At 65.5% G+C, this 22,281-nt stretch carries 21 protein-coding genes and 1 riboswitch; of the genes, 7 read left to right on the forward strand and 14 right to left on the reverse strand.

The window, feature by feature from the left end; all coding sequences use genetic code 11:
- Positions 1 to 2: 2 nt before the first annotated feature.
- Complete coding sequence (locus K323_RS0116775) at positions 3 to 665, reverse strand: ECF transporter S component (RefSeq protein WP_022886421.1); 663 nt, start codon at positions 663 to 665, stop codon at positions 3 to 5.
- Between the two features lie 37 nt (positions 666 to 702).
- A riboswitch (TPP riboswitch) is annotated at positions 703 to 812 on the reverse strand.
- Between the two features lie 67 nt (positions 813 to 879).
- On the opposite strand from K323_RS0116775, the gene K323_RS0116780 reads away from it, so the two are divergent.
- On the forward strand, positions 880 to 1,074 hold the full coding sequence (locus K323_RS0116780) for a hypothetical protein (protein WP_022886422.1): 195 nt from the start codon (positions 880 to 882) through the stop codon (positions 1,072 to 1,074).
- Positions 1,075 to 1,138: 64 nt separating this feature from the next.
- Here the strand turns inward: K323_RS0116780 and K323_RS0116785 are convergent, their stop codons facing one another.
- Positions 1,139 to 1,483, reverse strand: a complete 345-nt coding sequence (locus K323_RS0116785) for a GerW family sporulation protein (protein WP_022886423.1) — start codon at positions 1,481 to 1,483, stop codon at positions 1,139 to 1,141.
- A gap of 9 nt (positions 1,484 to 1,492) precedes the next feature.
- Entirely contained in the window at positions 1,493 to 2,713 is a 1,221-nt protein-coding gene (locus K323_RS0116790; RefSeq protein WP_022886424.1) for a DNA polymerase IV, read from the reverse strand.
- 165 nt (positions 2,714 to 2,878) lie between these two features.
- Between K323_RS0116790 and K323_RS0116795 the strand changes: the two genes are divergently transcribed.
- Entirely contained in the window at positions 2,879 to 3,439 is a 561-nt protein-coding gene (locus tag K323_RS0116795) for a TIGR03086 family metal-binding protein (RefSeq protein ID WP_022886425.1), read from the forward strand.
- 3 nt (positions 3,440 to 3,442) lie between these two features.
- On the opposite strand, the gene K323_RS0116800 is transcribed toward K323_RS0116795, so the two are convergent.
- The 11 genes from K323_RS0116800 to K323_RS0116850 form a co-directional block, all read right to left on the reverse strand.
- Positions 3,443 to 3,943 (reverse strand): dihydrofolate reductase, encoded by a 501-nt coding sequence (locus tag K323_RS0116800; RefSeq protein ID WP_022886426.1) that lies wholly within the window; start codon positions 3,941 to 3,943, stop codon positions 3,443 to 3,445.
- Positions 3,940 to 4,749, reverse strand: a complete 810-nt coding sequence (locus K323_RS0116805) for a thymidylate synthase (RefSeq protein ID WP_022886427.1) — start codon at positions 4,747 to 4,749, stop codon at positions 3,940 to 3,942. Before K323_RS0116805 ends, K323_RS0116800 begins: the two co-directional genes overlap by 4 nt.
- A gap of 217 nt (positions 4,750 to 4,966) precedes the next feature.
- Positions 4,967 to 6,085 (reverse strand): VIT1/CCC1 transporter family protein, encoded by a 1,119-nt coding sequence (locus K323_RS0116810; RefSeq protein ID WP_022886428.1) that lies wholly within the window; start codon positions 6,083 to 6,085, stop codon positions 4,967 to 4,969.
- A complete protein-coding gene (locus K323_RS26815) occupies positions 6,082 to 6,387 on the reverse strand; it encodes a hypothetical protein (protein WP_022886429.1) in 306 nt (101 codons plus the stop codon). The genes K323_RS0116810 and K323_RS26815 overlap by 4 nt, the downstream gene beginning before the upstream one ends.
- Before the next feature lie 3 nt (positions 6,388 to 6,390).
- Positions 6,391 to 7,896: an Asp-tRNA(Asn)/Glu-tRNA(Gln) amidotransferase subunit GatB gene (gatB, locus tag K323_RS0116820; protein ID WP_022886430.1), complete on the reverse strand. Its 1,506-nt coding sequence runs from the start codon at positions 7,894 to 7,896 to the stop codon at positions 6,391 to 6,393.
- Positions 7,896 to 9,443: an Asp-tRNA(Asn)/Glu-tRNA(Gln) amidotransferase subunit GatA gene (gene gatA, locus K323_RS0116825; protein ID WP_022886431.1), complete on the reverse strand. Its 1,548-nt coding sequence runs from the start codon at positions 9,441 to 9,443 to the stop codon at positions 7,896 to 7,898. The genes gatB and gatA overlap by 1 nt, the downstream gene beginning before the upstream one ends.
- A gap of 3 nt (positions 9,444 to 9,446) precedes the next feature.
- Complete coding sequence (gene gatC, locus K323_RS0116830) at positions 9,447 to 9,743, reverse strand: Asp-tRNA(Asn)/Glu-tRNA(Gln) amidotransferase subunit GatC (RefSeq protein ID WP_022886432.1); 297 nt, start codon at positions 9,741 to 9,743, stop codon at positions 9,447 to 9,449.
- 52 nt (positions 9,744 to 9,795) lie between these two features.
- Positions 9,796 to 11,184, reverse strand: coding sequence for an alpha/beta hydrolase (locus K323_RS26820; RefSeq protein ID WP_022886433.1), 1,389 nt, complete (start codon positions 11,182 to 11,184; stop codon positions 9,796 to 9,798).
- Between the two features lie 141 nt (positions 11,185 to 11,325).
- Complete coding sequence (ligA, locus tag K323_RS0116840) at positions 11,326 to 13,590, reverse strand: NAD-dependent DNA ligase LigA (protein ID WP_022886434.1); 2,265 nt, start codon at positions 13,588 to 13,590, stop codon at positions 11,326 to 11,328.
- Between the two features lie 42 nt (positions 13,591 to 13,632).
- Entirely contained in the window at positions 13,633 to 14,754 is a 1,122-nt protein-coding gene (gene mnmA, locus K323_RS0116845) for a tRNA 2-thiouridine(34) synthase MnmA (RefSeq protein WP_026851760.1), read from the reverse strand.
- Positions 14,755 to 14,770: 16 nt separating this feature from the next.
- Positions 14,771 to 15,958: a cysteine desulfurase family protein gene (locus K323_RS0116850; RefSeq protein ID WP_022886436.1), complete on the reverse strand. Its 1,188-nt coding sequence runs from the start codon at positions 15,956 to 15,958 to the stop codon at positions 14,771 to 14,773.
- Positions 15,959 to 15,977: 19 nt separating this feature from the next.
- Here K323_RS0116850 and glgX point away from each other — a divergent pair, with 19 nt between their 5' ends.
- The 5 genes from glgX (at position 15,978) to K323_RS26835 (ending at position 22,259) form a co-directional block, all read left to right on the forward strand.
- Positions 15,978 to 18,035, forward strand: coding sequence for a glycogen debranching protein GlgX (gene glgX / locus K323_RS0116855; protein ID WP_022886437.1), 2,058 nt, complete (start codon positions 15,978 to 15,980; stop codon positions 18,033 to 18,035).
- A 9-nt stretch (positions 18,036 to 18,044) separates the two neighbouring features.
- On the forward strand, positions 18,045 to 18,593 hold the full coding sequence (ybaK, locus tag K323_RS26825; RefSeq protein ID WP_022886438.1) for a Cys-tRNA(Pro) deacylase: 549 nt from the start codon (positions 18,045 to 18,047) through the stop codon (positions 18,591 to 18,593).
- Positions 18,594 to 18,603: 10 nt separating this feature from the next.
- Positions 18,604 to 20,013 carry a sensor histidine kinase gene (locus K323_RS26830; protein WP_022886439.1) on the forward strand — a complete coding sequence of 470 codons (1,410 nt, stop codon included), beginning with the start codon at positions 18,604 to 18,606 and terminating at the stop codon, positions 20,011 to 20,013.
- Positions 20,010 to 20,690 carry a response regulator gene (locus K323_RS0116870; protein WP_022886440.1) on the forward strand — a complete coding sequence of 227 codons (681 nt, stop codon included), beginning with the start codon at positions 20,010 to 20,012 and terminating at the stop codon, positions 20,688 to 20,690. Before K323_RS26830 ends, K323_RS0116870 begins: the two co-directional genes overlap by 4 nt.
- 228 nt (positions 20,691 to 20,918) lie before the next feature.
- Entirely contained in the window at positions 20,919 to 22,259 is a 1,341-nt protein-coding gene (locus K323_RS26835; RefSeq protein ID WP_157509483.1) for an acyltransferase family protein, read from the forward strand.
- Positions 22,260 to 22,281: the final 22 nt, after the last annotated feature.

The raw sequence follows: 22,281 nt of genomic DNA on the forward strand, positions 1-22,281 counted from the left end.
AGTCAGGTCGTGACCGATGACCGTGCGTCTGGGCGCGAAGCCTCGCGCCCAGACGCGAATCTGCTTAAGGCGCCAGTCCTGGCCAGTCCGCGCACGGCCAGCCACGAGAGCAGGCCGGCAACGACAACACCGGAAACCACGGCCGACACGAAATAGACCACTTTGTATCCGAGTTCAAGCGCGGCATAACTGGTGAAAGTCGTGTCAAGCAAGCCGACGGCGACACCGGCACCGGCACCGGCCAGGAGCGCTACTCCCAACCTCCAGTTCGCGTAGAGGAACAGTGCAAGCACGATCTCAGCCCCCAGGCCTTCGACCACGCCCCAGATCAGCGTGGAGAAGCCCCATTGGGTGCCGACCAGCATCGACACCACGGCGGCGACGACCTCCGTGTAAAGGGCGGCACCGGGCTTTCGAACAACCAACCCACCGAGAACGCCGGCGAATAACCAACCACCCGCCAGTAGCCCCTCGAGGCCGGGGGTGAAGGCGAGAAGGCCACTGAGCGGTGACCAGGCGAGTCCCCACGCCCAGAAGATGACGCCGCTGGCGACGCCGATGACGCTCGCCACCACGATGTCGACGACCCTCCAGCGGAAGTTGCGTTTGGGCTTGGTGGTGGCCGATTCGCCTGATGCCGACGAGGTTGTTGCTGTTGCGTGCACTGTTCGTGCCCCTTTCGTATGTGAATACAGGGCACGGGTACGAGATGGTCTGCCTCCCTGCGCTGGCATTATCCAGATCAGGTTCGACGGTCGAAGCTTGAGAAGCTTCCTCTCAGCCCGGCTCACCGGACTCCCGTGTTCGATCCAAGTATAGTCCGGCCTAGAATCAACGAATGAGGTCGACCGGTGTCACACCAAGCGCACTGGCACGAGCATGACCATCCTCGCCCCGCTCATCCTCGCCGGCGTGCTGATCGTGCTGCTGCGAGCCGCCATCATCCGTCAACGGAGGATTCGCCTCGGCCTGCCGGTGCGTGGCCCCTGGCATTTCCCACGCTGGCTACGCGCGCTCCCCGGCCGCGCTGCGCGAGTGCTACGCCGCTTCGCGCGTGGCACGCCTCCCGCGTAACGGCCGCGTAACGGCGCACGACCCGCGCTCGCTCGAGCGGGAGCAGAGCTGGCCGCGGTGCCAGTTAGCGTTTGAGCGCGCGGATGATGCGAGCAAAGGCCTTGCCGGCCACCCAGACGAACGGAATTCCGACCGCGAGCAATGAGATCACATTCGGTTCGAAGCGCACCGTTCCACCGGACTTCACATAGGCGCCGATCGGGACCGACATCCCGCCACCGCCGCCACCGCTTGCGCCGCTTCCGCTCGAACCATCTGCCGGATCTTCGTCTCCGCCGGCGCCGAACCCGTACTGCACGAGGGCGACCGGGATGATGGTGACACCCTCCACTTCGACCGGTTCACCATAGGCACTGGTGACCCCGAAGGTGCGAGCGTTCTCTGCGAGTTTCACGGCGAGGTTCGTCATGCCTTCAGGTTACTCCCTGCCCGGTTTGAACAGTGAGGCCCGTTTCACGGCGCCACGGCCGAATTTCTCCGAAACCGAGTCGATGGCCAGTTCGGCCTCCCGCCAGTCGTCGTCCGGGTCCCACAGCCCCATCCCGAGCCCGTCACGTTCGCCCAGCTGTTCCATGCGGACACCGATAAGCCGCACCCTGATTCCGGATGCCGCGAGGGCGTCGAAACTGGTCGCGGCTTCCTCATAGATTCGTCGGCCGACGTTGGTGGGCTCAGGAAGGGTGCGCGAACGCGTCACCGTGCTGAAGTCCGCGTACCGGAGCTTCAGTACCACGGTCCGGCCGACGAGCCCCCCGCGGCGGAGACGAGCGGCGACCTCATCGCTCAGTCGGAGAATCTCGCTGCGCAACGCGTGGACATCCGTCACGTCATGCTCAAACGTTACCTCGTGACCGACGCTCTTCTCCTCACGCTCGATGGTGACCACTCGCGGGTCACGGCCCCACGACAAGTCATGCAGTCGCTGGGCCCCCACCTCACCGAGGTTCGCCCGCAGCACAGACAGAGGTGTGTTCGCGATGTCTCCCACTGTCGTCAGTCCCAGCCGCGTGAGATTCTGCTCGGTTGCTGCCCCGACGCCCCAGAGAGCCCCGACGGGCAACGGATGCAGGAAGTCCAGCGTGTCCTCCGCCGGAATCACCAGCAGACCGTTCGGCTTTGCTCGACCTGAAGCGAGTTTGGCCACGAACTTCGTGGCGGCAGCACCGACCGAACAGGTCAGGCCGGTCTCAGCCTCCACTCGCTGACGGATCAGGTTACCGACCTGCAGTGGCGACCCGTGCACTAGACGGGCACCGGCAACATCGAGGAATGCCTCGTCGATCCCGAGGCGTTCGACCAGAGGGGTGAAGTCGTCGAAGATGCTCATCACCTGCCGGGACAGGTCTCGATAACGGTCGAAGTGTGGTTCGAGCACAATGGCATTCGGGCACCGTCGCAGGGCGAGCGACATCGGCATTGCCGAGTTCACGCCATAGCGCCGAGCGACGTAGTTCGCCGCCGTCACGACGGAACGGCCGCCGCGGTGACCGACCACCACCGGTTTGTCGACCAGCTCAGGGTGATCGAGCAGCTCGACAGAGGCGAAAAACGCGTCCAGGTCAATGTGCAGCACTGTTGCCGTGCTGTCGTCGAGCGGAGCAGTGGTGATCTGTCGTCCGCTGCCGTCCTGCTTGCTCATGAACAGACCCTAACCCGCCCAGACGAGTACCGGTGACGAGTACCGGCGACGGCTGTCCGGGAATGACCGCGCCCCCACTGCAGTTGCACACCAGACACACCGAATCTCAGCACGGCGAATGACCGCTGTCGCGCCATGATGGCGTGATCACGAAGGGAATGCACGATGACCTACGACTGGGTGGAACTCCAGAAACAGGCACACGACGAGTTCACGGCGCGCCTGGATGCCGTCACCGACTGGGACGCCCCGACACCAGACTCGGAATGGAACGTGCGCGACCTGGTCAGGCACGTCATCCTCGAGCAGCAGTGGGTGCCGCCTCTCCTTCAGGGCCTCAGCCTTCGTGATGCCAAACGCACCCTCGCGTCGCTCGGCGTGGACCTCGCCGCCGAGTGGCGAGCTCACTCTGCGGCTGCTACCAGGGCCTGGGAGTCCACTCCATCCAACGCCACGGTCGAGCTGTCTTACGACCGGGTGAGCGCAGAGGAGTATCTGCGCGAACAGGTGTCAGATGTCACGATCCACACCTGGGACCTCGCCCGCGCGACCGCGGCGAACGAACGGATCGACGACGGGCTGGTCGCCGCCGTCTGGACGGTATTCGAGCCACAGCGCGACACCCTCGAGGCCAGTGGCCTGTTCAATTCGGAGGTACCAGTGCCGGAAGACGCGCCGCTCCAGTCGAGGCTGCTCGCGCTCACCGGTCGCGACGACCGACGCTAGGGGTCAGCCCTCGGCGGGCAGGTACCGTACGAATCGGTACTCCAGGCCTGTCCGCGAGGTGAACCAGCCTGCCTCAGGCTGCACGGATGCCGCGCGCCAGCCCTCTGGGATCACCGGCGCCCACGTGTCGCCTTCGAATTCCGCGTTGATCTCGGTGATCTCGAGAAGGTCTGCCCGTTCGAGCGTCTGCGCGTAGACCTCCGAACCGCCGATCACCCAGACCTCTCTCCCCTCCGCCAGCGCGAATGCCGCGTCGACCGAGTAGGCGACGGATGCGCCTGGCGCGGTAAAGCCAGGTCGGCGCGTGATCACGACGTTGAGCCGGTCGGAGAGCGGACGGAACCGCGGTGGGAGCGAGTCCCACGTTCGCCGACCCATGAGCACGGCGCCTGTTCCCGTGATCTCCTTGAAGTGCGCCATATCTTCTGGCAGGCGCCAGGGCATGACGCCGTCGTTGCCGATCACGCGATTCCGGCTCTCGGCCCAGACCAGGCCGACGGTCACACTGCGACCGCCCCACGGATCGCCGGGTGATGTTGGTAATTCTCGAGGCTGAGATCCTCGAACCGGTAGTCGAAGACGCTGTCACGCCTGGTCGTGATGGCCAGGTTCGGAGAAGGATACGGTCTCCTGGTCAGCTGCTCCGTGACCTGGTCGACGTGGTTGTCGTAGATGTGGCAGTCGCCACCGGTCCAGACGAAGTCGCCGACTTCGAGCCCGGTCTGGGCAGCGATGAGGTGCGTGAGCAGCGCGTAGCTGGCGATGTTGAACGGCACCCCGAGGAACAAGTCGGCGCTTCGCTGGTACAGCTGGCACGACAGTTTGCCGTCTGCGACGTAGAACTGAAAGAGTGCGTGGCAGGGAGCGAGCGCCATCTTCGGCAGTTCGGCGACGTTCCAGGCGGAGACGATCATGCGGCGCGAGTCCGGATCGGTGCGGATTGTCTCGATGACCTGGCTGATCTGATCGATGGCCTGTCCGTCGCTGGTCGGCCATGACCTCCATTGAACCCCGTACACCGGCCCGAGGTCGCCGTTCTCGTCTGCCCATTCGTTCCAGATGGTCACGCCGCGCTCGCGCAGCCAGTTCACGTTGCCGTCACCGCGCAGGAACCAGAGCAATTCCTGGGCAACGGATGCGAAGTGCACGCGTTTGGTGGTAACCAGCGGAAACCCGGTGGACAGGTCAAAGCGAAGCTGGCGTCCGAACACGCTCCTGGTGCCGGTCCCTGTGCGATCGGACTTGGGCGTGCCGTTTTCCAGCGTGTCCCTGAGGAGGTCTTCGTACGGGGTGGCGATCGTGTCAGTCATCACTTCGATCGTACGGTCTTCGGAGGCATTTGGGCTGCGCACCGCTCCAGCGAGCCGTGCATCGCGGTGGTCAGCCCCCGTACGAATGCGCGGGCACCCACAATTGTCGTGGGCACCCGAACTTTCGGGTGCCCACGACATTTTCGCGCGCCGGGCGACTCGTCATCGGCGCAATCGCCCGGGCCGTGAGCGCCGGATGAGCTGCGTGGGGCGGCGCCTAGCCGAGGGTGGTGCCGAAGGCGAGGCCGAGCAGGTAGGTGACGGCCGCAGCCCCGAAGCCGATGAAGAGCTGGCGCAGTGCGCGCTTGAACGGCGGCGCACCGGAGAGGAGCCCGACGATGGCGCCTGTGGCCAGCAGCGCGAGCCCGACGAGCACGGCCGCAATAATGATCGCGAGAGCGCCCTGCCCACCGAACAGATAGGGCAGCACGGGGAGCAACGCGCCTGAGGCGAAGAAGAAGAAGCTTGAAACGGCGGCGCTCAGGCCGGTTCCGATGGTCTCGTTCTCGTCGATGTCAACCACCGCGCCCGCGGTGCCTGCGGCAACTGCCCCGGCATTCACCGGCCCGGTGACCAGGGAGGCTGTGCGGAGCACATCGCGTGCGTGCGAGGCCGCCGCGTCCGGCGACATTCCGCGTGCGCGGTAGACCAGCGTCAGTTCGTTCGCTTCGAGATCAAGGTGCGGAAGTGCTTCTGCCGTCTCCTGACTGGGGGTCGATGCTTCGAGGAGTTCGCGCTGAGACCTGACAGACACGTACTCCCCCGCTCCCATCGACAGGGCACCCGCCAAGAGCCCGGCGATGCCGGTGAAAAGAATCGTGACCGAGGGCACCCCGGTGGCGCCGATGCCGAGTACGAGTGCGAGGTTGCTGACGAGGCCGTCGTTGATTCCGAACACCGCAGCCCTGAACGTTCCAGACAGGCGCCGTCTCCCCCGCGCGGCGAGGCCCCTCACCACTTCCTCATGAATGCGTTCGTCAGCGGCCATGGCATCAGTTGCGTCGTCGTCCGCATCGTATGGCGAACGCGATTCCGCCCGCTGGGCGAGTGCCAGAACAAACACAGAACCGAACCGGCGAGCAAGGAAACCGAGCAGGCGAGTGCGCACTGCTCCGCGTTGCCGCGTTCCGACCTGGTCTCCCAGGAGCACCCTCCAGTGCGCTTCGTGACGGCCTTCGGCCTCGGCAAGGGCGAGGAGGATCTCCCTCTCCTCGCCGTCGCGCCGGCCCGCCAAGTCGCGATAGACGGCGGCCTCGGCCTGTTCATCGGCGAGATAGCGGCGCCAGCGACGCACGTCGGCCTTGCTGGGGATGCGTTCGTTCGCCACGGTGATCATGCCTCTGGGGCAGCCTCGAGTCGGCTCTGCGGAACACGAGCCGTTTCGTGCGGCCCTGAGCCGTCGAGGCCGTAAAACGGCTCTTCGAACTGCACCACCCAAACCGCCTCCCTGACCATCGTCGGGGCATACAGCGCCAGCCCGGCGGCTGCTGCGTCCGCAATGATCACGCCGCCAGGGTCCTGGACGCCCTCTCCTGGATCCGCTTCACGATCGAGCCGGACCACTACCTGCACGCCGACACCGAAACGCGGCGGGGTCCCCGTCGCGGCGTCTGCACCGCGCTCCCGAGCCTTGCGCATGGCCTAACCGGCCTGTCCTGCCCGTTCGAGCACCAGTTCACGAACGCGTGCAGCATCCGCTTGTCCGCGCATCGCCTTCATGACGGCGCCGATCACCGCGCCGGCGGCCTGCACTTTGCCATCCTTGATCTTTGCCAGCACGTCAGGCTGGGACGCAAGAGCGTCGTCGATGGCCGCAATCAGCGGGCCGTCGTCTGACACCACGGCGAGGCCGCGGTTCTCGACCACTTCGGCTGGCGTGCCCTCACCGGCGATGACGCCCTCGAGCACCTGGCGGGCAAGTCTGTCGGTGAGCGTGCCGGCCTCGACCAGTTCGATCAAACCGGCCACCTGAACGGGTTGAACGAGCGTGTCGGCCGGAACTCCCGCGACGTTCGCCAGCCGGGCTATCTCGCCGGTCCACCACTTGCGGGCTGACTGCGCGGATGCGCCTGCGGCTACAGTCGCCTCGACGACGTCGAGCAGGTCGGAGTTGACGACATCCTGAAACTCCAGGTTGGCGAACCCCCAGTCGGACTGGAGCCGCTTGCGCCTCGCAGCGGGCGGCTCGGGGAGGGTCGCACGCAATTCTTCGACCCACTCGCGCGAGGGCGCCATCGGCACCAGGTCAGGTTCGGGGAAGTACCGGTAGTCGTCTGCGTCGGACTTCGGGCGCCCCGCCGAGGTGGTGCCGGTGTCTTCGTGCCAGTGACGGGTCTCCTGCGTGATGGTTCCGCCGGCGGACAGCAGGGCTGCCTGCCTCTGGATCTCATAGCGCACTGCGCGCTCGACTGAACGCAGGGAGTTGACGTTCTTCGTCTCTGTACGGGTGCCGAGGATGTTGGAGCCGCGCGGACGAAGGGAGACGTTGGCATCGCAGCGCACATTGCCCTCTTCCATCCTCGCGTTCGAGACCCCGAGCGCCTTCACGATCTCCCGAACGGCGGCGACGTAGGTTTTGGCAATCTCCGGCGAGTCGCTTTCTCCGCCCTCGATCATGCGGGTCACGATCTCGACCAGTGGCACTCCACCGCGGTTGTAGTCGACGAGCGAGTAATCCGCTCCCTGGATCCGACCAGTTGCTCCACCCTTGTGGGTCAGCTTGCCTGCGTCGTCCTCCATGTGGGCGCGCTCGATCTGCACGGTGACCTGGCGGCCACTGGCCAGTTCGATGGTGAGTTCACCGTCGAAGGCGATCGGTTCGTCGTATTGCGACGTCTGGAAGTTCTTCGCCGTGTCCGGGTAGAAGTAGTTCTTGCGCGCAAATCTCGAATACTCGGCGATGTCGCAGCCGAGCGCCAAGCCGAGCCGAATGCTCGACTCGATCGCCTTCTCGTTCATCTGGGGCAATCCGCCAGGGAGCCCCAGGCACGTTGGGCAGGTGTTTGTGTTCGCACCCTGGCCGAACTCATTTGCACACCCGCAGAACATCTTCGTCTTGGTGTTCAGTTCGACGTGCACTTCAAAACCGAGTACCGGTTCGAAGAGCTCGAGCGCCTTGTCGAAGTCCATCAGGCTCGCTTTCGCCATCAGACGACTCCTTCTTCACTAGCGAACATCTCATTCGGAGCCAGCACCGGTGCCTGGCTGAGCATGGTGTGCCCCCACGTCGATTCGAGTAGCTGCTCCACGGCCGCGCCGAACGTATACAGGCGGGCATCCGCCCTGGCCGGCGCCATCACCTGCAGGCCCACCGGAAGTCCGTCCTCCGGTGCAAGTCCCATCGGGAGCCCGAGTCCTGGCACACCGGCGAGGTTGGCGGGGATGGTGGTGATGTCATTGAGATACATCGCCATCGGGTCGTCGAGCTTCTCACCGAACTTGAAGGCGGTGGTTGGTGCCGCAGGCGATACCAGGACGTCGGCTTGGGCGAAAGCGGCGTCGAAATCGCGCTGGATCAGCGTGCGAACCTTCTGGGCGCTGCCGTAGTAGGCGTCGTAATAGCCGGCCGAGAGTGCGTACGTTCCCAGGATGATGCGGCGTTTGACCTCTGGTCCGAATCCGGCCTCCCTGGTCGCCGCCATCACTCGTTCGCTGGTCAGCGGACCGTCTTCTGGGTTCACCCGGATGCCGAATCGCACGGAGTCGAATCGGGCGAGGTTGCTCGAGGCTTCGGCGGGGAGGATCAGGTAGTAGGCCGCGACAGCGTATTCGAAGTTCGGTGCGCTGACCTCTATGATTTCGGCGCCCGCGCCTTCGAGTAGCGCCAGGGTCTCGTCGAAGCGCTGTTTCACGCCGGGCTGGAAGCCCGATCCGTTCAGTTCCTTGACCACGCCGACACGCACGCCTTTCAGCGCTCCGTCTTCGAATCCGGCCCGTGCCGCCTGGGTCATCGAGGGCCATGCATCGGTCAGCGATGTCGAGTCGAGCGGGTCATGGCCGCCGATGACGTCGTGGAGCATGGCCGCGTCGAGCACTGAGCGGGACACCGGCCCCACTTGGTCGAGGGAGGAGGCGAGGGCGATCGCCCCATAGCGGGAGACGCCGCCGTAGGTGGGCTTGACGCCGACGGAGCCGGTGACCGCGGCGGGCTGGCGGATTGATCCGCCGGTGTCGCTGCCGAGCGCCAGCGGAGCCTCGAAGGCGCTGACGGCGGCGGCAGAACCACCGCCTGAGCCGCCTGGGATCCGCTCGAGATCCCACGGGTTGCGGGTCGGGCCGTATGCGGAGTGTTCCGTCGACGAGCCCATCGCGAACTCGTCCATGTTGGTCTTGCCGAGCGGAACCAGGTCTGCCGCCCGCAGTCTGGCGACGACGGTCGCGTCATACGGCGGAATCCAGCCCTCGAGGATCTTCGACCCGGAGGTGGACGGCATGTCCTTTGTGGCGAGTACGTCCTTGATGGCGATGGGCACACCGGCCAGAGGGCCGAGCGGTTCGCCGGAAGCACGACGCGCATCGATGTCCGCGGCCGTCTGGAGCGCGGCATCCCGTGCCACATGCAGGAAGGCGTGCACGTCGCCGTCGACGGCATCGATGTGATCGAGATGCGCCGTGGTCGCCTCGACGGAACTGATGGATCGGTCTGCGAGCAGCCCGCTGAGATCGTTCGCTGAAAGCCTGATCAGATCGGTCATTCTCTACTCCTCGTCCAGGATGGCAGGAACCTTGAATTTGTCGCCATCGCGGTCCGGAGCGCCGGAGAGCGCCTGCTCGACGGTCAGCGACTCCACGACGGTGTCAGGCCGGAAGACGTTCGACAATGGAATCGGGTGACTGGTTGCAGCAACGTCTGGAGTAGCCACTTCCTGCACTTTCGCAACGGCCTCGACAATCTGGCCGAGTTCGGCAGTGAGGCTGGTGATCTCGTCCTGGCTGAGGTCGATCCGGGCGAGGTGAGCCAGATGGGCTACCTGCTCGGCCGTGATTTCAGGCATGTTGCTCCGATTGTTCGTCGAGGTTGGATACCCCAATTCTATTCGGAGCGCTTCATCGCCTGTGCCCCTGGTGCCCCGCGGCAGTGCTCGAATCCGGCGTTTGGGCGCCATCGGTCATCAGGGCAGCGTTGTCAGTGCCGGCCAGCGCCATGTTGTGCAGGGACTCACTCCCCTCTGCGAAGTATTCGTTGTGCCCGATCGAACCGCCAAGCCACTGTCCGGTGACTCGATCCTTCGCGCCGGACACTCCAAGCGACCTCGCCCCGTACGAGGGCGAACCGGGGTCACTCCCGAAGAACGCGCTGTTGACCGCCGGATCCCAGTCTGCTTCGCCCACGAAGACGTTTCCGCCCTGCACGCGCAGTTCATCCGCTGACTGCACCTCGCTTCCCGGTGACCCGACCATGACCATGGCGTCGACGGTGACCGACCCCCTGGCGAGGGCGATGAGGGCTGCAGTCGAGCCATACGAGTGCGCGTACACGGTGACGAACGGCTGGTCTGATTCGCGTGAGGAACGGATGCCGAGCCACGAGCTTTCGAGAGCGTCCGCACCGAATTGGGCGTTATCCGATCCGCCGACCGATAAGAGGTCTGGGGTCTCGTATCCGATCCAGGCAATCATGGCTACGCGCGCCTTCTGCCCAAGTTCTCGGAGTATCGCGGTCTGCTCCGCGTAGAGTGCATCCGCAGTGAGGGTCCAGTTGACCATCTGCTCCTGCACCCCGTAGTTCATCCCTGGCACCAGGTATCCGATGTAGTCAGCGGCGTCAGGATTGCCGATCGCGATCGCTGCCTTCCCGCCATCTGCCGGATCAAGGTAAATCAGCGAGCGCTTCGGTCCGCCGTTTTCCCGGAGGGCTTCGGCGATGCGGTTCAGCACGGATGGGTCCCTCCCCGACTCGCCAACGGTCTGCAGCGCGTCGCCGAGGAGTCTTTCATTCGCCCTGCCCCGTTCCCGGAAGCCGATCCCGTCGAGATTCCCGACGAGCTGCGGGGCTCCCGCGAGCAGGTCGGCACGGCTGCCGGAATCGAGCTGGTCCCACCACCTGTTTACCGTCGCGGGTGCGGGCGGAGCGGCGAGGATCGCATCGATCGTGACCGCAGAATTGGTGACGAATGAACGGATGTCTCCCAGCGGCAGCTGCGACAGACCGGCCAGAAGCTCCATTCCGCTGGCCTCCCTGAGCGCCGCCATGTCGATATCGACTGCCGTGCCGTAGGTATTCGGATTCGCCAGCCAGAGCGGCATCGATTGCGCGCCGTCCTGCCGATCCGAGACCCGCGTCGTCGACCGGCCGCTGAGCGAGCCATCGACAGAGCCATTGAACGAGGTACCGACCGAAGCATTGGCCGAATGGGAGGATTCCGCAGCGGGTGCGACAAGCGCCCCGCCTGCTCCAAGAGCAAGCGAGGCCGTTAGAACTGCTGCGACGTCCAACAGCAAACTCGGGTACGTCCCCTCGCGAACGACGAGCGGTGGGTCGGCTCGACGCCAGACAGGTCTGGTCTTCTCAGCATAGACTCAGGGATTGGCTGGTGGGACCCCTGTTCCACCCCCGTTTCAGGGGGAATCTCGAAACTACTCTGGCTCCGCCAGGCCAGCCGGTCCGTCGGCAAGCAGCCGTCGGAAGCCGTCAGCATCGATGATCGGAATGCCGAGTTCCTCCGCCTTGCCGAGTTTCGAGCCTGCGCCAGGTCCTGCTGCGACGTAGTCGGTGTTCTTTGACACGCTCGACGCCGCTTTCCCGCCGGCGGCCAGGATCGCTTCCTGCGCATCCTCCCTGCTGAATCCCTCGAGCGACCCGGTGGCCACAACGGTCAGTCCAGCCAGCACCCCGCCCGCTGCGGCAGCAGCACCAGGGCCGGGGTGGCCGGGTGTCGCAAACTGCACGCCGGCCGCGTTCCATCGGTCGACGATCTCACCATGCCAGTCGACGCCGAACCAGTCGATGACCGCATCAGCGATGATGCCGCCGACCCGGTCCACCTCGGCGAGTTCCTCGCGGGTTGCAGACCGAATTGCATCGAGAGAACCGAAGTACCCGGCCAGCGCGCGAGCTGCCACCGGCCCGACGTGGCGGATACTGAGGGCGACGAGGATGCGCCACAGCGGGCTGGTCTTTGCCTTCTCGAGATTGGCGATGAGCTGGGTCGCATTCGTCGACGGCACATACTCCGCCGTGCCGGCGAAACCAGACTGTGCGTCATCCGGTACGAACGGTGGATCGCTCTTCTTGCGCTTGCGGAGGAATGGAGCCAGAACTTTGGGAGTTCCGTTCTCTTCCAGCTTCTGCATCCCCGTCTCGTTGTCGCGCACGACGACCCGGATCGGGAACAGCGCCTCGATGGTGAGATCGAAGAGCCCGGCTTCCGTGTCGAGTGGTGGCTGGGCCGGCTCGATGGGCTGCGTCAGGGCAGCGGCCGTGACCTCGCCCAGCACCTCGATGTCGAGTGCACCGCGCGAGCCGGCGTGCTCGACCCTGCCGCGAACCTGGGCTGGGCAGCTCCTGGCGTTCGGGCACCGCAGGTCGATGTCGCCTTCCTTCGCCGGAGCGAGGGGGGTACCGCACTCAGGGCAGTTCACGGGCATCACGAACTCGCGCTCAGTGCCGTCGCGGAGCTCAACAACCGGCCCGAGCACTTCTGGGATGACGTCTCCGGCCTTCCGCAACACCACGGTGTCGCCGATCAGCACACCTTTGGCCTTGACCACATCCTGGTTGTGGAGGGTGGCCTGGCGCACTTCTGAACCGGCGACCCGCACTTTCTCCATGACGGCGAACGGGGTGGCGCGACCGGTTCGGCCGACACTCACCACGATGTCGAGAAGTTTGGTGTTGACCTGCTCAGGGGGATATTTGTAAGCGATCGCCCAGCGCGGAGCACGGCTGGTTGCGCCGAGTTCATCATGAAGTGCGAGTTCGTCGACTTTGACGACGATGCCGTCGATCTCGTGCTCGACACTCCCGCGGTTCTCGCCGTAGTACTCGATGAACTGCGACGCCTGGGCTGCGGATTCCTTCACCCGGTAGTGCGTGCTGGTTGGAAGACCCCAGCTGGCCAGCAGTTCGTAGGTCTCCGACTGCGAGGCAACGGGAGGTTCTGCCCAGGCCCCGATCCCGTGCACCAGCATGCGGAGCCGGCTGAGTCTCGCGTGCATCAGCTTCAGTCCTGCCGCGTTCTTACCCTCCGACTTCTGCCGGAGGGAGCCGCTGGCGGCATTTCGCGGATTGGCGAAGATGCGCTCTCCTGCTTCGGCTTGCTCGGCGTTCAGCTCTCGAAAGGACTCAACGGGGAAGAATACCTCTCCCCTGACCTCGACGAGCGGCGGATGCCCGGTGCCGGCCAGGCGACGCGGGATACCGGTGACAAAAGCGATGTTCTCGGTGACGTCTTCACCGACGACACCGTCGCCACGCGTCGCCGCGGTGATGAGCACACCGTTCTGATAGCGGAGATTGATCGCCAGGCCGTCGATCTTGAGTTCGCACAGGTAATGCACCGGCCTGGCGGCATCGCGTTCGACCTTTTTCGCCCAGGCTTCGAACTCGTCGATGCTGAAGACGTTGTCGAGGCTCAGCATTCGCTCGGCGTGTTCGACCGGATCGAAGAGAGCCTGGGCGGGACCCCCGACGGTCTGGGTGGGGCTGTCCTGGCTTTGCAGCTCGGGGAACAATCGCTCCAGCTCTTCGAGCCGGCGCATCTGGTGGTCGTACTCGTCATCAGAAGCGATCGCCGCGTCGCGATCGTAATACGCATCACGAAGCTCGATGATGCGCGTCGTCAGCTTCTCTGCTTCGTCTCTGGCCGCTTCGAGTTCGCCGGCGCTATACGTCTCTGCCACCTGCCCAGTTTAGAGATCACGGCCGACATTTCGGCAGCCTCGTCAGGTGACGGGAACCGGAACCGCTGATACCGTGCGGTCGATGGTGCACTGGCCGAGAACGCGCGTTCCGACGTAGACGACTGCGGTCTGCCCAGGCGCCACGCCGTTGAGCGGCTCGTCCGGCGTGATCTTCAGTTCGGTTCCGGCATCCGTCGCCACCACTTGCGCGAAAGCGGGCACCGGGTCTGCGTGTGCGCGGATCTGCACCTCGCAGGCGAAGGCGGCTTCCGGATGCTCAGGGGCACGACCCGCCCAGGTGAACTTCGATCCGGCGATCTCGGCGATATCGAGTGCTTCGCGCGGGCCGACGACGACCTCGTTGGTCTTCGGCCGCACCTCGAGCACGAACCGTGGCTTGCCATCCGGTGCCGGATAGCCGATGTTGATGCCCTTTCGCTGCCCGACGGTGAAAGCGTGGGCGCCCTCGTGCTGGCCGATCGGAGCGCCGGAGCGGTCGAGAACGACGCCCTGTTCTGCGCCGACCCGCTCGGCCAGCCAGCCGCGCGTGTCTCCATCTGGGATGAAGCAGATGTCGTGCGAGTCGGGCTTGGTGGCAACGGAGAAGCCGCGCTCCGCGGCTTCGGCGCGAACCTCGGCCTTCGACGGGGTCGCACCGAGCGGAAACATCGAATGCGCGATCTGCTCTGCGGTGAGCACGCCGAGCACGTAAGACTGATCTTTCGCCCAGGCCGCCGCGCGGTGGAGCTCAGGGTTGCCGTCGGCATCCGTTTCAATGCTGGCGTAATGCCCCGTCGCGACGGCGTCGAACCCGAGCGCAAGCGCCTTCTCGAGTAGTGCGGCGAACTTGATGCGCTCATTACAGCGCATGCACGGGTTCGGTGTGCGTCCCGCGGTGTATTCGGCGATGAAATCGTCGACGACGTCGAGCTTGAACCGCTCGGAGAAGTCCCAGACGTAGTAGGGGATGCCGATGATGTTTGCCGCGCGCTGAGCGTCCATGGAGTCTTCGATGGTGCAGCAGCCGCGGCTGCCGGTGCGCAGCGTTCCCGGCATTCGGCTGAGCGCCAGGTGAACACCGACGACCTCATGCCCCGCTTCGACGGCGCGGGCAGCGGCGACGGCCGAATCGACCCCACCGCTCATTGCTGCCAAAACCTTCACCGGTCAAGTGTAACCGTCAGCGACCTGGCACCCGATCGGCGAAGCCGGCCCGCGACGCCTGTGCATAGGCGGCAGGCAGTGCGGCCAGGAGAGCGTCCACATCCTGCTCGGTGGATGTGCGCCCCAGCGTCATTCGCAGTGCACCCCGCGCATCCGTCTCCGACCTGCCCATGGCCCGAAGCACATGCGACGGCTCCGGAATACCGGCCTGGCAGGCCGACCCTGTCGAGACCGAGACCCCCGCAGCGTCGAGCAGGAACAGCAGCGAATCGCCTTCGCAACCGGGGAAGGTGAAGTGCGCGTTCCCCGGCAACCGACCAGAGGCATCCGGATCACCGTTCAACACGGCGTCTGGCACAGCAGCGAGCACACCATCGACCAGTCGGTCGCGCAACGCGGCGATCCTGGGGCCTTCTGACTCGAGTCCCTCAATGGCAACGGATGCTGCGACCGCGAAAGAGATCGCCGCCGCTACGTCCTGGGTGCCGCTTCGTACCTGCCGCTGTTGCCCTCCCCCGTGGATCAGCGGTACGACCGTCGCCGAACGCGACAACACCAATGCGCCGATCCCTACCGGGCCACCGATCTTGTGCGCAGAGATGCTGATCGCCGATACCCCGGCCGCGCTCACGGCACGAAAGTCGATCGGCACATGCCCATACGCGGAGATCGCGTCGACATGCACCGGGATGCTGTGGGCTGCGGCGAGCGCGGCCACCCGCAGGGTCGGCTGCAGGGTGCCGACCTCATTGTTGGCCTGGAGCAGCGTGACAAGCGCAACGCTCTCGGGGTCCGACGCGATCGAACGCTCGAGAGCGGCGAGGTCGACCCGGCCGAGATCATCAAGCGGCAGCCACTCCACGATCGCACCGTCGTGCTGGACCAGCCATTCAATGGTGTCCAGGGTGGCGTGATGCTCGCCGCCCGGGGCGAGGATACGGCGACGGCCACCGCGCGCCCAGAAGAATCCCTTGATGGCGAGGTTCACCGCTTCGGTGCCCCCGCCGGTGAAGACGACCTCGATGGGATCTGAGCCAACACTCGCCGCCACCTGCTCTCGCGCTTCTTCGAGCATCCGTTTCGCGTTCTGGCCCTGGCTGTGGATGGAAGCGGGGTTGCCGACGAGCGTCATCGCCTCTGTGTAGGCGGTGATGGCGGCGGGCAGCATGGGCGTCGTCGCGGCGTGGTCAAGATAGACAGCCATACTCATTACTCTAGAACGCATGACCTTGGCCGATCCCCTCCGCAACCTCGGCGTTCGCTCCACCTCTCATGGCGGAGAACTTCGCGTCTGGTCTGAGACCGCAGACAGCATGGAACTCTGCATCATCGACGACACCGACCCCAACTGGATCGTCAAGACCGTCGCTATGGAGAGGGACGCGAGCAACGTCTGGTTCGGGCGAACTCGAACACTCTCTCCTGGCCGCCGCTACGGCATCCGTGTCTCTGGTCCTGCCGGCCCCAGGAACTCGTTCCACCCGGAGAAGACGCTGATCGACCCATACGCGCGCGGCCTCGCCCGTGCCGGGAGCGACGAGTGGCAGTCGGTGGTCGTCGACGGCTCGTTTGACTGGGCCGGTTCGTCGAAGCCACGGGTTCCGCTCGACCGCACGGTCGTCTATGAGGCGCACGTTCGAGGCATCAGCAAGCTCAACCCGGCGGTTCCTGCCCCACTGCGCGGCACGTACGCCGGGCTCGCCCACGAGGCCACCATCGGCTATCTCACCGACCTCGGCGTGACGTCGGTTGAGCTCCTCCCTGTTCACGCCTTCATCTCGGAGCAGCGGCTGCTCAAGCAGGGCCTGACCAATTACTGGGGCTACAACACCCTCAATTTCTTCTCCCCGCACACCGACTACGCCACCCAAGCGGCTCAGAAAGCGGGGCCAGAGGCCGTTCTGCGCGAGTTCAAGGGCATGGTCAAACTGTTGCACGAGGCAGGTATCGAAGTCATTCTCGACGTGGTCTACAACCACACCTCCGAAGAAGGCCCGAACGGCCCGGTCAACAGCTTCCGCGGAATCGACAACTCCACCTACTACCGCCAGGACGACGACGGCGCGTACATCGACGTCACCGGATGCGGCAACACCGTTGATTTCGGAAGGCGCGTTCCGACACGACTGGTTCTGGACTCCCTGCGCTACTGGGCAAACGAGGTGCAGGTCGACGGCTTCCGGTTCGACCTCGCAGCCACACTCGGGCGCGGCCAGAACGTCGAGTTCGACCCGGAGCATCCGCTGCTCACCGGCATCAGGGACGATCCCGACCTGGCCGGCGTGAAGCTGATCGCCGAGCCGTGGGACGTCGGCATGGGCGGTTGGCAGACCGGAAACTTTCCAGACGGCTGGACGGAGTGGAACGACCGTTATCGAGACCGGCTGCGAGACTTCTGGCTCACCGACATCGCCGCAGCGCGCGAGACGGGCTCGGCCGGCAGCGGCATCGGCCACTTCGCCACCAGACTGGCCGGGTCGTCAAACATCTTCGCGCAGGAGCGCGGGCCGCTCGCGTCGCTCAACTTCATCACGGCGCACGACGGTTTCACACTCGCCGACGTCACGGCCTATGACGTGAAGCACAATCAGGGCAACGGGGAATCGAACCGCGACGGCACAGACAACAACTTCTCCTTCAACCATGGCGCGGAGGGTCCGACAGAGGACGAGGGCATCCTCGCGGCCAGGCGCAAGGCGATGCGTAACCTGCTCGGCAGTCTGCTGTTCTCTGCCGGCGTTCCGATGCTGACGGCCGGCGACGAATTCGGGCGAAGCCAGCGCGGAAACAACAACGCATACTGCCAGGACAGCGAGCTCACCTGGCTGCACTGGGAGCGCCAGGAGTGGCAGGACGATCTGCACCAGGTGACCAGGCGACTGTTGCAGTTGCGGCGAGAGAACCCGGCGCTCCGCCCTGTGAACTACGGCCAGTCCGGCGAAACGATTGCGGGCGCGAGCCAGATGGACTGGTATGACGCCGGTGGCGGTTCGATGGACGAAGACGACTGGAACTCGCCAGCTGCGCGCACCCTGCAGTACCTGGTGGCGAGTTCACCGGAGCACGAAGATTTCAACCGTGTCCTCCTCGTCGTGCATGCGCTGGAGGAGGACACCACCGTGGTGCTGCCTGCGCATGACGGTGTCAGCGGATACACGCTGCTGTGGGACTCGAGCACAGACAGCGCGCGGGTCGACCCTGGTGACCAGGCGACTGAGCTCGCCCCTGGCACTTCGCTCACTGTGACCGGTACGTCCATGCAGCTCCTGCGGGCCAAATAGGTCGCCGATATGGCCAAACGAACGGATGCCGGCCGAACGGATGCCGGCGCCGGCACACCGGCAACGGCGAGCCTTCTGGCTAATGGCATCCACTTCACCGGGCATCACTATGAGCACGATGCCGTCGCCACGAACTTCGGCCGTGAGGCGGCGGAGAAACTGCGTCTTGACCCAGAGAGGGTGTTCAAGACGCTACTGGCAGACGCCGACGGTGAACTTGTGGTCGCGATCGTGCCGGTCACCGGACAACTCGACCTGAAGGCACTGGCGGCAGCGGTCAGCGCCAAGAAGGCCGTCATGGCCGATCCGAAGGTCGCAGAGCGAAAGACCGGCTACGTGGTCGGCGGGATCAGTCCCATTGGGCAGAAGACGTCCTTGCCGACCGTCATCGACGAGAGCGCCCAGTTGTTCGACACCGTCTTCGTCTCTGGAGGGCGCCGCGGTTTCGACATCGAGCTGGCTCCGAGCGATCTCCGACTGGCGACAACGGCAACCTTCGCAGCCATCGCCAAGGCCGGCAGGGAACCGTCAGAACCGCGCAGCCACCGAACGCTCTAAAGTGGGGCGGGTGAGCAAAGCATCCCGGCGCGCAGTGCGCGACCGGCTCGGACAGCGACTGACGCCGACCGGCTGGCTCTGGATCTGCATAGTCATTCTGGTGTCGGTGCTACTGCCGGTGAGCGCGGCCACCAACACCGGCGCGCTCGGGATGCCGGCGGCGATCGGCCTCGCCTTGGCAGTCGCGAGCGTGGGCGGCATCGTCCTCACGGCCTTCCTTCCCGTCGTTGGTCTGGCACTCACCCTGGCCGCGGCCGCCGCCGTCCTGTTCATTTCCGCGGTCCCAACAGACATGCCATGGCCGTGGACAGTCCCTGGGATGTTCACGCAGCTCTCTGTGCTCGTTCTGCTCGCCCTGCGCTCGAGTTGGCTCATCGCGAGTGCCGGCTGGCTCGTCAGCGTCGCCGTGCCTTTCGTCGCCGTTCTCGTGGTCTCGATGGGCGGCGGCGTCGGCGACGGGGCCGCAGCGAATCAGGTCGTGTTCGCGTCGGTCTCGCTCGGTGTTGTGACGATAGCGATGCTGATCAAGCAGCGGCGCTCGATTCGCGCCCAACTTCTGCAGGAACGTGAGTTGACCGCGGCGCAGCGAGCCGAACGGGAGATGACACTGGAGAAGACCCGCATCGCCCGCGAGTTGCACGATGTTGTGGCGCACAGCATGTCGGTGATCAACGTGCAGGCGAGTTCTGCGGTCTACCGGCTGCCTGGCCTCGATGACGCAGTGGCCGCAGAGTTCGACCAGATCGCCGCGTCGGCGAGACGCGCGCTCGGCGAGATGCGGTCATTGCTCGGTGTGCTTCGCAGTGAAGAATCCGACACCGCGCTCGCGCCGGTGCCTGATCTGGCCCGTTTGCCAGAGTTGGTCGAGAGCGCGGCAGCGGCCGGCGTACACGTCGACCTGCGAGTCGATCCCGCCCTCGCCGACCCGGCGCTCGAGAGCAGGTCCGTGTCCCAGATCACGGCCGCCACCGCCTACCGAATCGTGCAAGAGGCACTCAGCAACGTCATCCGTCACGCCGGAGGGGCCGATACGATCGTCACCCTCACTCCGAAGGGTGACGCCCTCATCATTGAGGTTGTCAATACGGCTCCAGCGCCGGGAGCAGCGCGCGGGGCGCGCACGAATGCCGCCGTTCCGCCTCCACCACCTCCCCCACCCCCTGACACAGACACGGGCGGACACGGCCTGAGAGGCATGCGGGAGCGGGCGGCGATCCTGGGAGGCCGGGTCGAAGCCGGGCCCCATGCCGGCGGCTATCGCGTACGCGCTGAACTCCCGCTCCACACGGATACACCGATCAGCACAGACTCACCGCACAGGACTGACTCACCAGACAGCACCAACCCGTCGATCAGCACCGACTCGCCAATCAGCACAGATTCACCAATCAGCACAGACACGCAGGAGCCGCCCGCATGACCATCACCGTTCTCGTGGTTGACGACCAGGCGATGGTCCGGGCCGGCTTCGCTGCACTGCTCGATGCCCAACCAGACGTGAAAGTCGTCGGGCAGGCGGAGAACGGCCAGCAGGCGGTCGAGCTGGTGCGCAGCACCCACCCAGACGTTGTGCTCATGGACGTGCGAATGCCGGTGCTGAACGGACTCGAGGCGACCCGCGCCATCCTCGGTTCAGGCGAGTCCGCTCGTCTCCCCCGCGTCATCATGCTGACGACCTTCGACATCGACGACTACGTCTACGAGGCATTGCGAGCCGGTGCGAGCGGATTTCTGCTGAAGGACGCACTGCCGGCAGACCTGGTGGCCGCCGTGCGCGTCGTCGCCGCCGGTGAGGCGCTACTGGCACCAACTGTCACCAGGCGCCTGATCGAACAGTTCGCGCGCACGACCCCTCCCTCCCGCTCACGCGCCCGCTCTCCACAGCTGTCCGGTCTTACCGACCGCGAACGGGAGGTGCTCGTTCTGGTGGCAACGGGGCTCTCGAACGCGGAGATAGCCGGCACGTTGTTCCTCGCCGAACAGACAGTCAAGAGCCATGTGAGCCGCATCTTCACGAAGCTCGACCTGCGCGACCGCGCCCAGGCCGTCGTCGTCGCATACGACACCGGCCTGGTCACGCCACCACCCGCTCAGTAACTGGCTGGGCTCAGGCACGTTGCGCGCGTTCAACGCCGCTGCGCGCGTGGCACACCACCCGCGTTTCGGCGTTCAACCCGCGTGACGACATCCAGCACGAGCGAGAGGTGCCACGCCCTACCGGAGTAGGGGGGACGAATGCACTCCACAGGGTGATTCCCCGGCTACCTTCGTCTCCGTACGCTCAGTGTGCTGCCGGAGACTCCGGTGGGGCGAGGAGCGAAGATCGTGTCAATACTGGAACTCAGACCCGCACTCGTCGGTAAACGGATGCCGGTGGTTGCGGTATCCGGGTCGACACCGAATCGCGAGCGCTCCGTCGACCTCGTTCGCGCGATTTGCCTGGTCGTCGTGGTCGTCCTGCACGGCACCATGGCCGGGGTCACGATCGGGCAGGGCGGCCTCGAGATCACCAATGTGATGGAAGGCCAGGTGTGGTTCGCGCCTGCCAGCTGGGTCCTGCAGATAATGCCGTTGTTCTTCCTGGTCGGCGGGTTCTCGAGCCTGACCCAATGGCGTCGCATGCAGCTGCGCGGAGAACCGGCATCCGAATACGTGCGCGGGCGGGTGGTCAGGCTCCTGCGCCCGGCACTGATCCTGTTCTCCGTTGTGGCCGGCGCCTGCGCTGCGGCGATCCTGCTCGGCGCAGATGAGGCGCTGGTCGCGGCTGCGGCCTATCGGATCGGCCAGCCGCTCTGGTTCCTCGCCGTGTACCTCGGAACAGCGTGCCTGGTCCCGGTGATGTCGCGCCTGCACGATCGTGCCAAAGGCCTGACGCTTGCCGGTCTCCTCGCCACCGTCGTCGCCGTGGACATCGTGAGGCTGGTGACAGGGCTCGAAGCGTTCGGTTTCCTCAACCTCGCCTTCGTCTGGTTGTTCCTGCAGCAGCTGGGATTCTTCTCCGGCTACGGGGCGTCCGTTCGGCGCGCCGCCCCCGCCGTCGTCGTCACAGGGCTGGCCGCGCTTGTGCTGCTGACCACCGTCGGGCCGTACTCGCCGGACATGCTGGTCAACCTCAACCCGCCGACGGCCTGCCTGGTCATCCTCGGAATCGTTCAGGCCGCGATCCTGGTGATGCTCCGGCCACGCCTGAACCGCATGATGCGCTCGAATGCGCTGGGAAAGGCCGTGGATGCGATCGGAAATCGTTCGATGACGATCTACCTCTGGCACCTGCCGGTCATGGTGACGGTGGTGCTCTGCATGCTCTTCCTGGGAGTCCCGTTCGCCGAGCCGCTCTCCCTGGAATGGTGGGTGACCCGCACGTACTGGCTCGGAACCGTTGCCCTCGCTCTCGCTCCGGTCGCGTGGGCGCTCGGGCGGCTCGAGCGCGGGAGGCTGGCGCCGATCGCACCGCTCAGCGGCGCTCGAGCTGCGGCGGCGGCGCTCTCGGGAATCGTCGGTGTCGGCCTCCTGTTGACGCTCGGGTTCGCCGTTCCGGCATCCGCCATCGGCGCGCTCGTGCTCGTGGTCCTGGCGTTGTACCTCGTGCGGGGCCTGCCTCGCACCGGCGCACTCTCGCGCGTGCGCCCGAATCGTCGGTCCTCGCGTCGTGAAGCGACGATGTGAGCGCACCCGCGGAGGCGCCAGG

Origin of the sequence: Glaciibacter superstes DSM 21135, from assembly GCF_000421145.1 — a bacterium.
Taxonomy (GTDB): domain Bacteria; phylum Actinomycetota; class Actinomycetes; order Actinomycetales; family Microbacteriaceae; genus Cryobacterium; species Cryobacterium superstes.

Excerpts from the sequence above, each read along its gene's own strand:
- K323_RS0116780 (WP_022886422.1), top strand. The coding sequence starts at position 880 with ATGACCATCCTCGCCCCGCTCATCCTCGCCGGCGTGCTGATCGTGCTG.
- K323_RS0116785 (WP_022886423.1), bottom strand. The coding sequence starts at position 1,483 with ATGACGAACCTCGCCGTGAAACTCGCAGAGAACGCTCGCACCTTCGGG.
- K323_RS0116790 (WP_022886424.1), bottom strand. The coding sequence starts at position 2,713 with ATGAGCAAGCAGGACGGCAGCGGACGACAGATCACCACTGCTCCGCTC.
- K323_RS0116795 (WP_022886425.1), top strand. The coding sequence starts at position 2,879 with ATGACCTACGACTGGGTGGAACTCCAGAAACAGGCACACGACGAGTTC.
- K323_RS0116805 (WP_022886427.1), bottom strand. The coding sequence starts at position 4,749 with ATGACTGACACGATCGCCACCCCGTACGAAGACCTCCTCAGGGACACG.
- K323_RS0116810 (WP_022886428.1), bottom strand. The coding sequence starts at position 6,085 with ATGATCACCGTGGCGAACGAACGCATCCCCAGCAAGGCCGACGTGCGT.
- K323_RS26815 (WP_022886429.1), bottom strand. The coding sequence starts at position 6,387 with ATGCGCAAGGCTCGGGAGCGCGGTGCAGACGCCGCGACGGGGACCCCG.
- gatB (WP_022886430.1), bottom strand. The coding sequence starts at position 7,896 with ATGGCGAAAGCGAGCCTGATGGACTTCGACAAGGCGCTCGAGCTCTTC.
- gatA (WP_022886431.1), bottom strand. The coding sequence starts at position 9,443 with ATGACCGATCTGATCAGGCTTTCAGCGAACGATCTCAGCGGGCTGCTC.
- gatC (WP_022886432.1), bottom strand. The coding sequence starts at position 9,743 with ATGCCTGAAATCACGGCCGAGCAGGTAGCCCATCTGGCTCACCTCGCC.
- K323_RS0116850 (WP_022886436.1), bottom strand. The coding sequence starts at position 15,958 with ATGGCTGTCTATCTTGACCACGCCGCGACGACGCCCATGCTGCCCGCC.
- glgX (WP_022886437.1), top strand. The coding sequence starts at position 15,978 with ATGACCTTGGCCGATCCCCTCCGCAACCTCGGCGTTCGCTCCACCTCT.
- ybaK (WP_022886438.1), top strand. The coding sequence starts at position 18,045 with ATGGCCAAACGAACGGATGCCGGCCGAACGGATGCCGGCGCCGGCACA.
- K323_RS0116870 (WP_022886440.1), top strand. The coding sequence starts at position 20,010 with ATGACCATCACCGTTCTCGTGGTTGACGACCAGGCGATGGTCCGGGCC.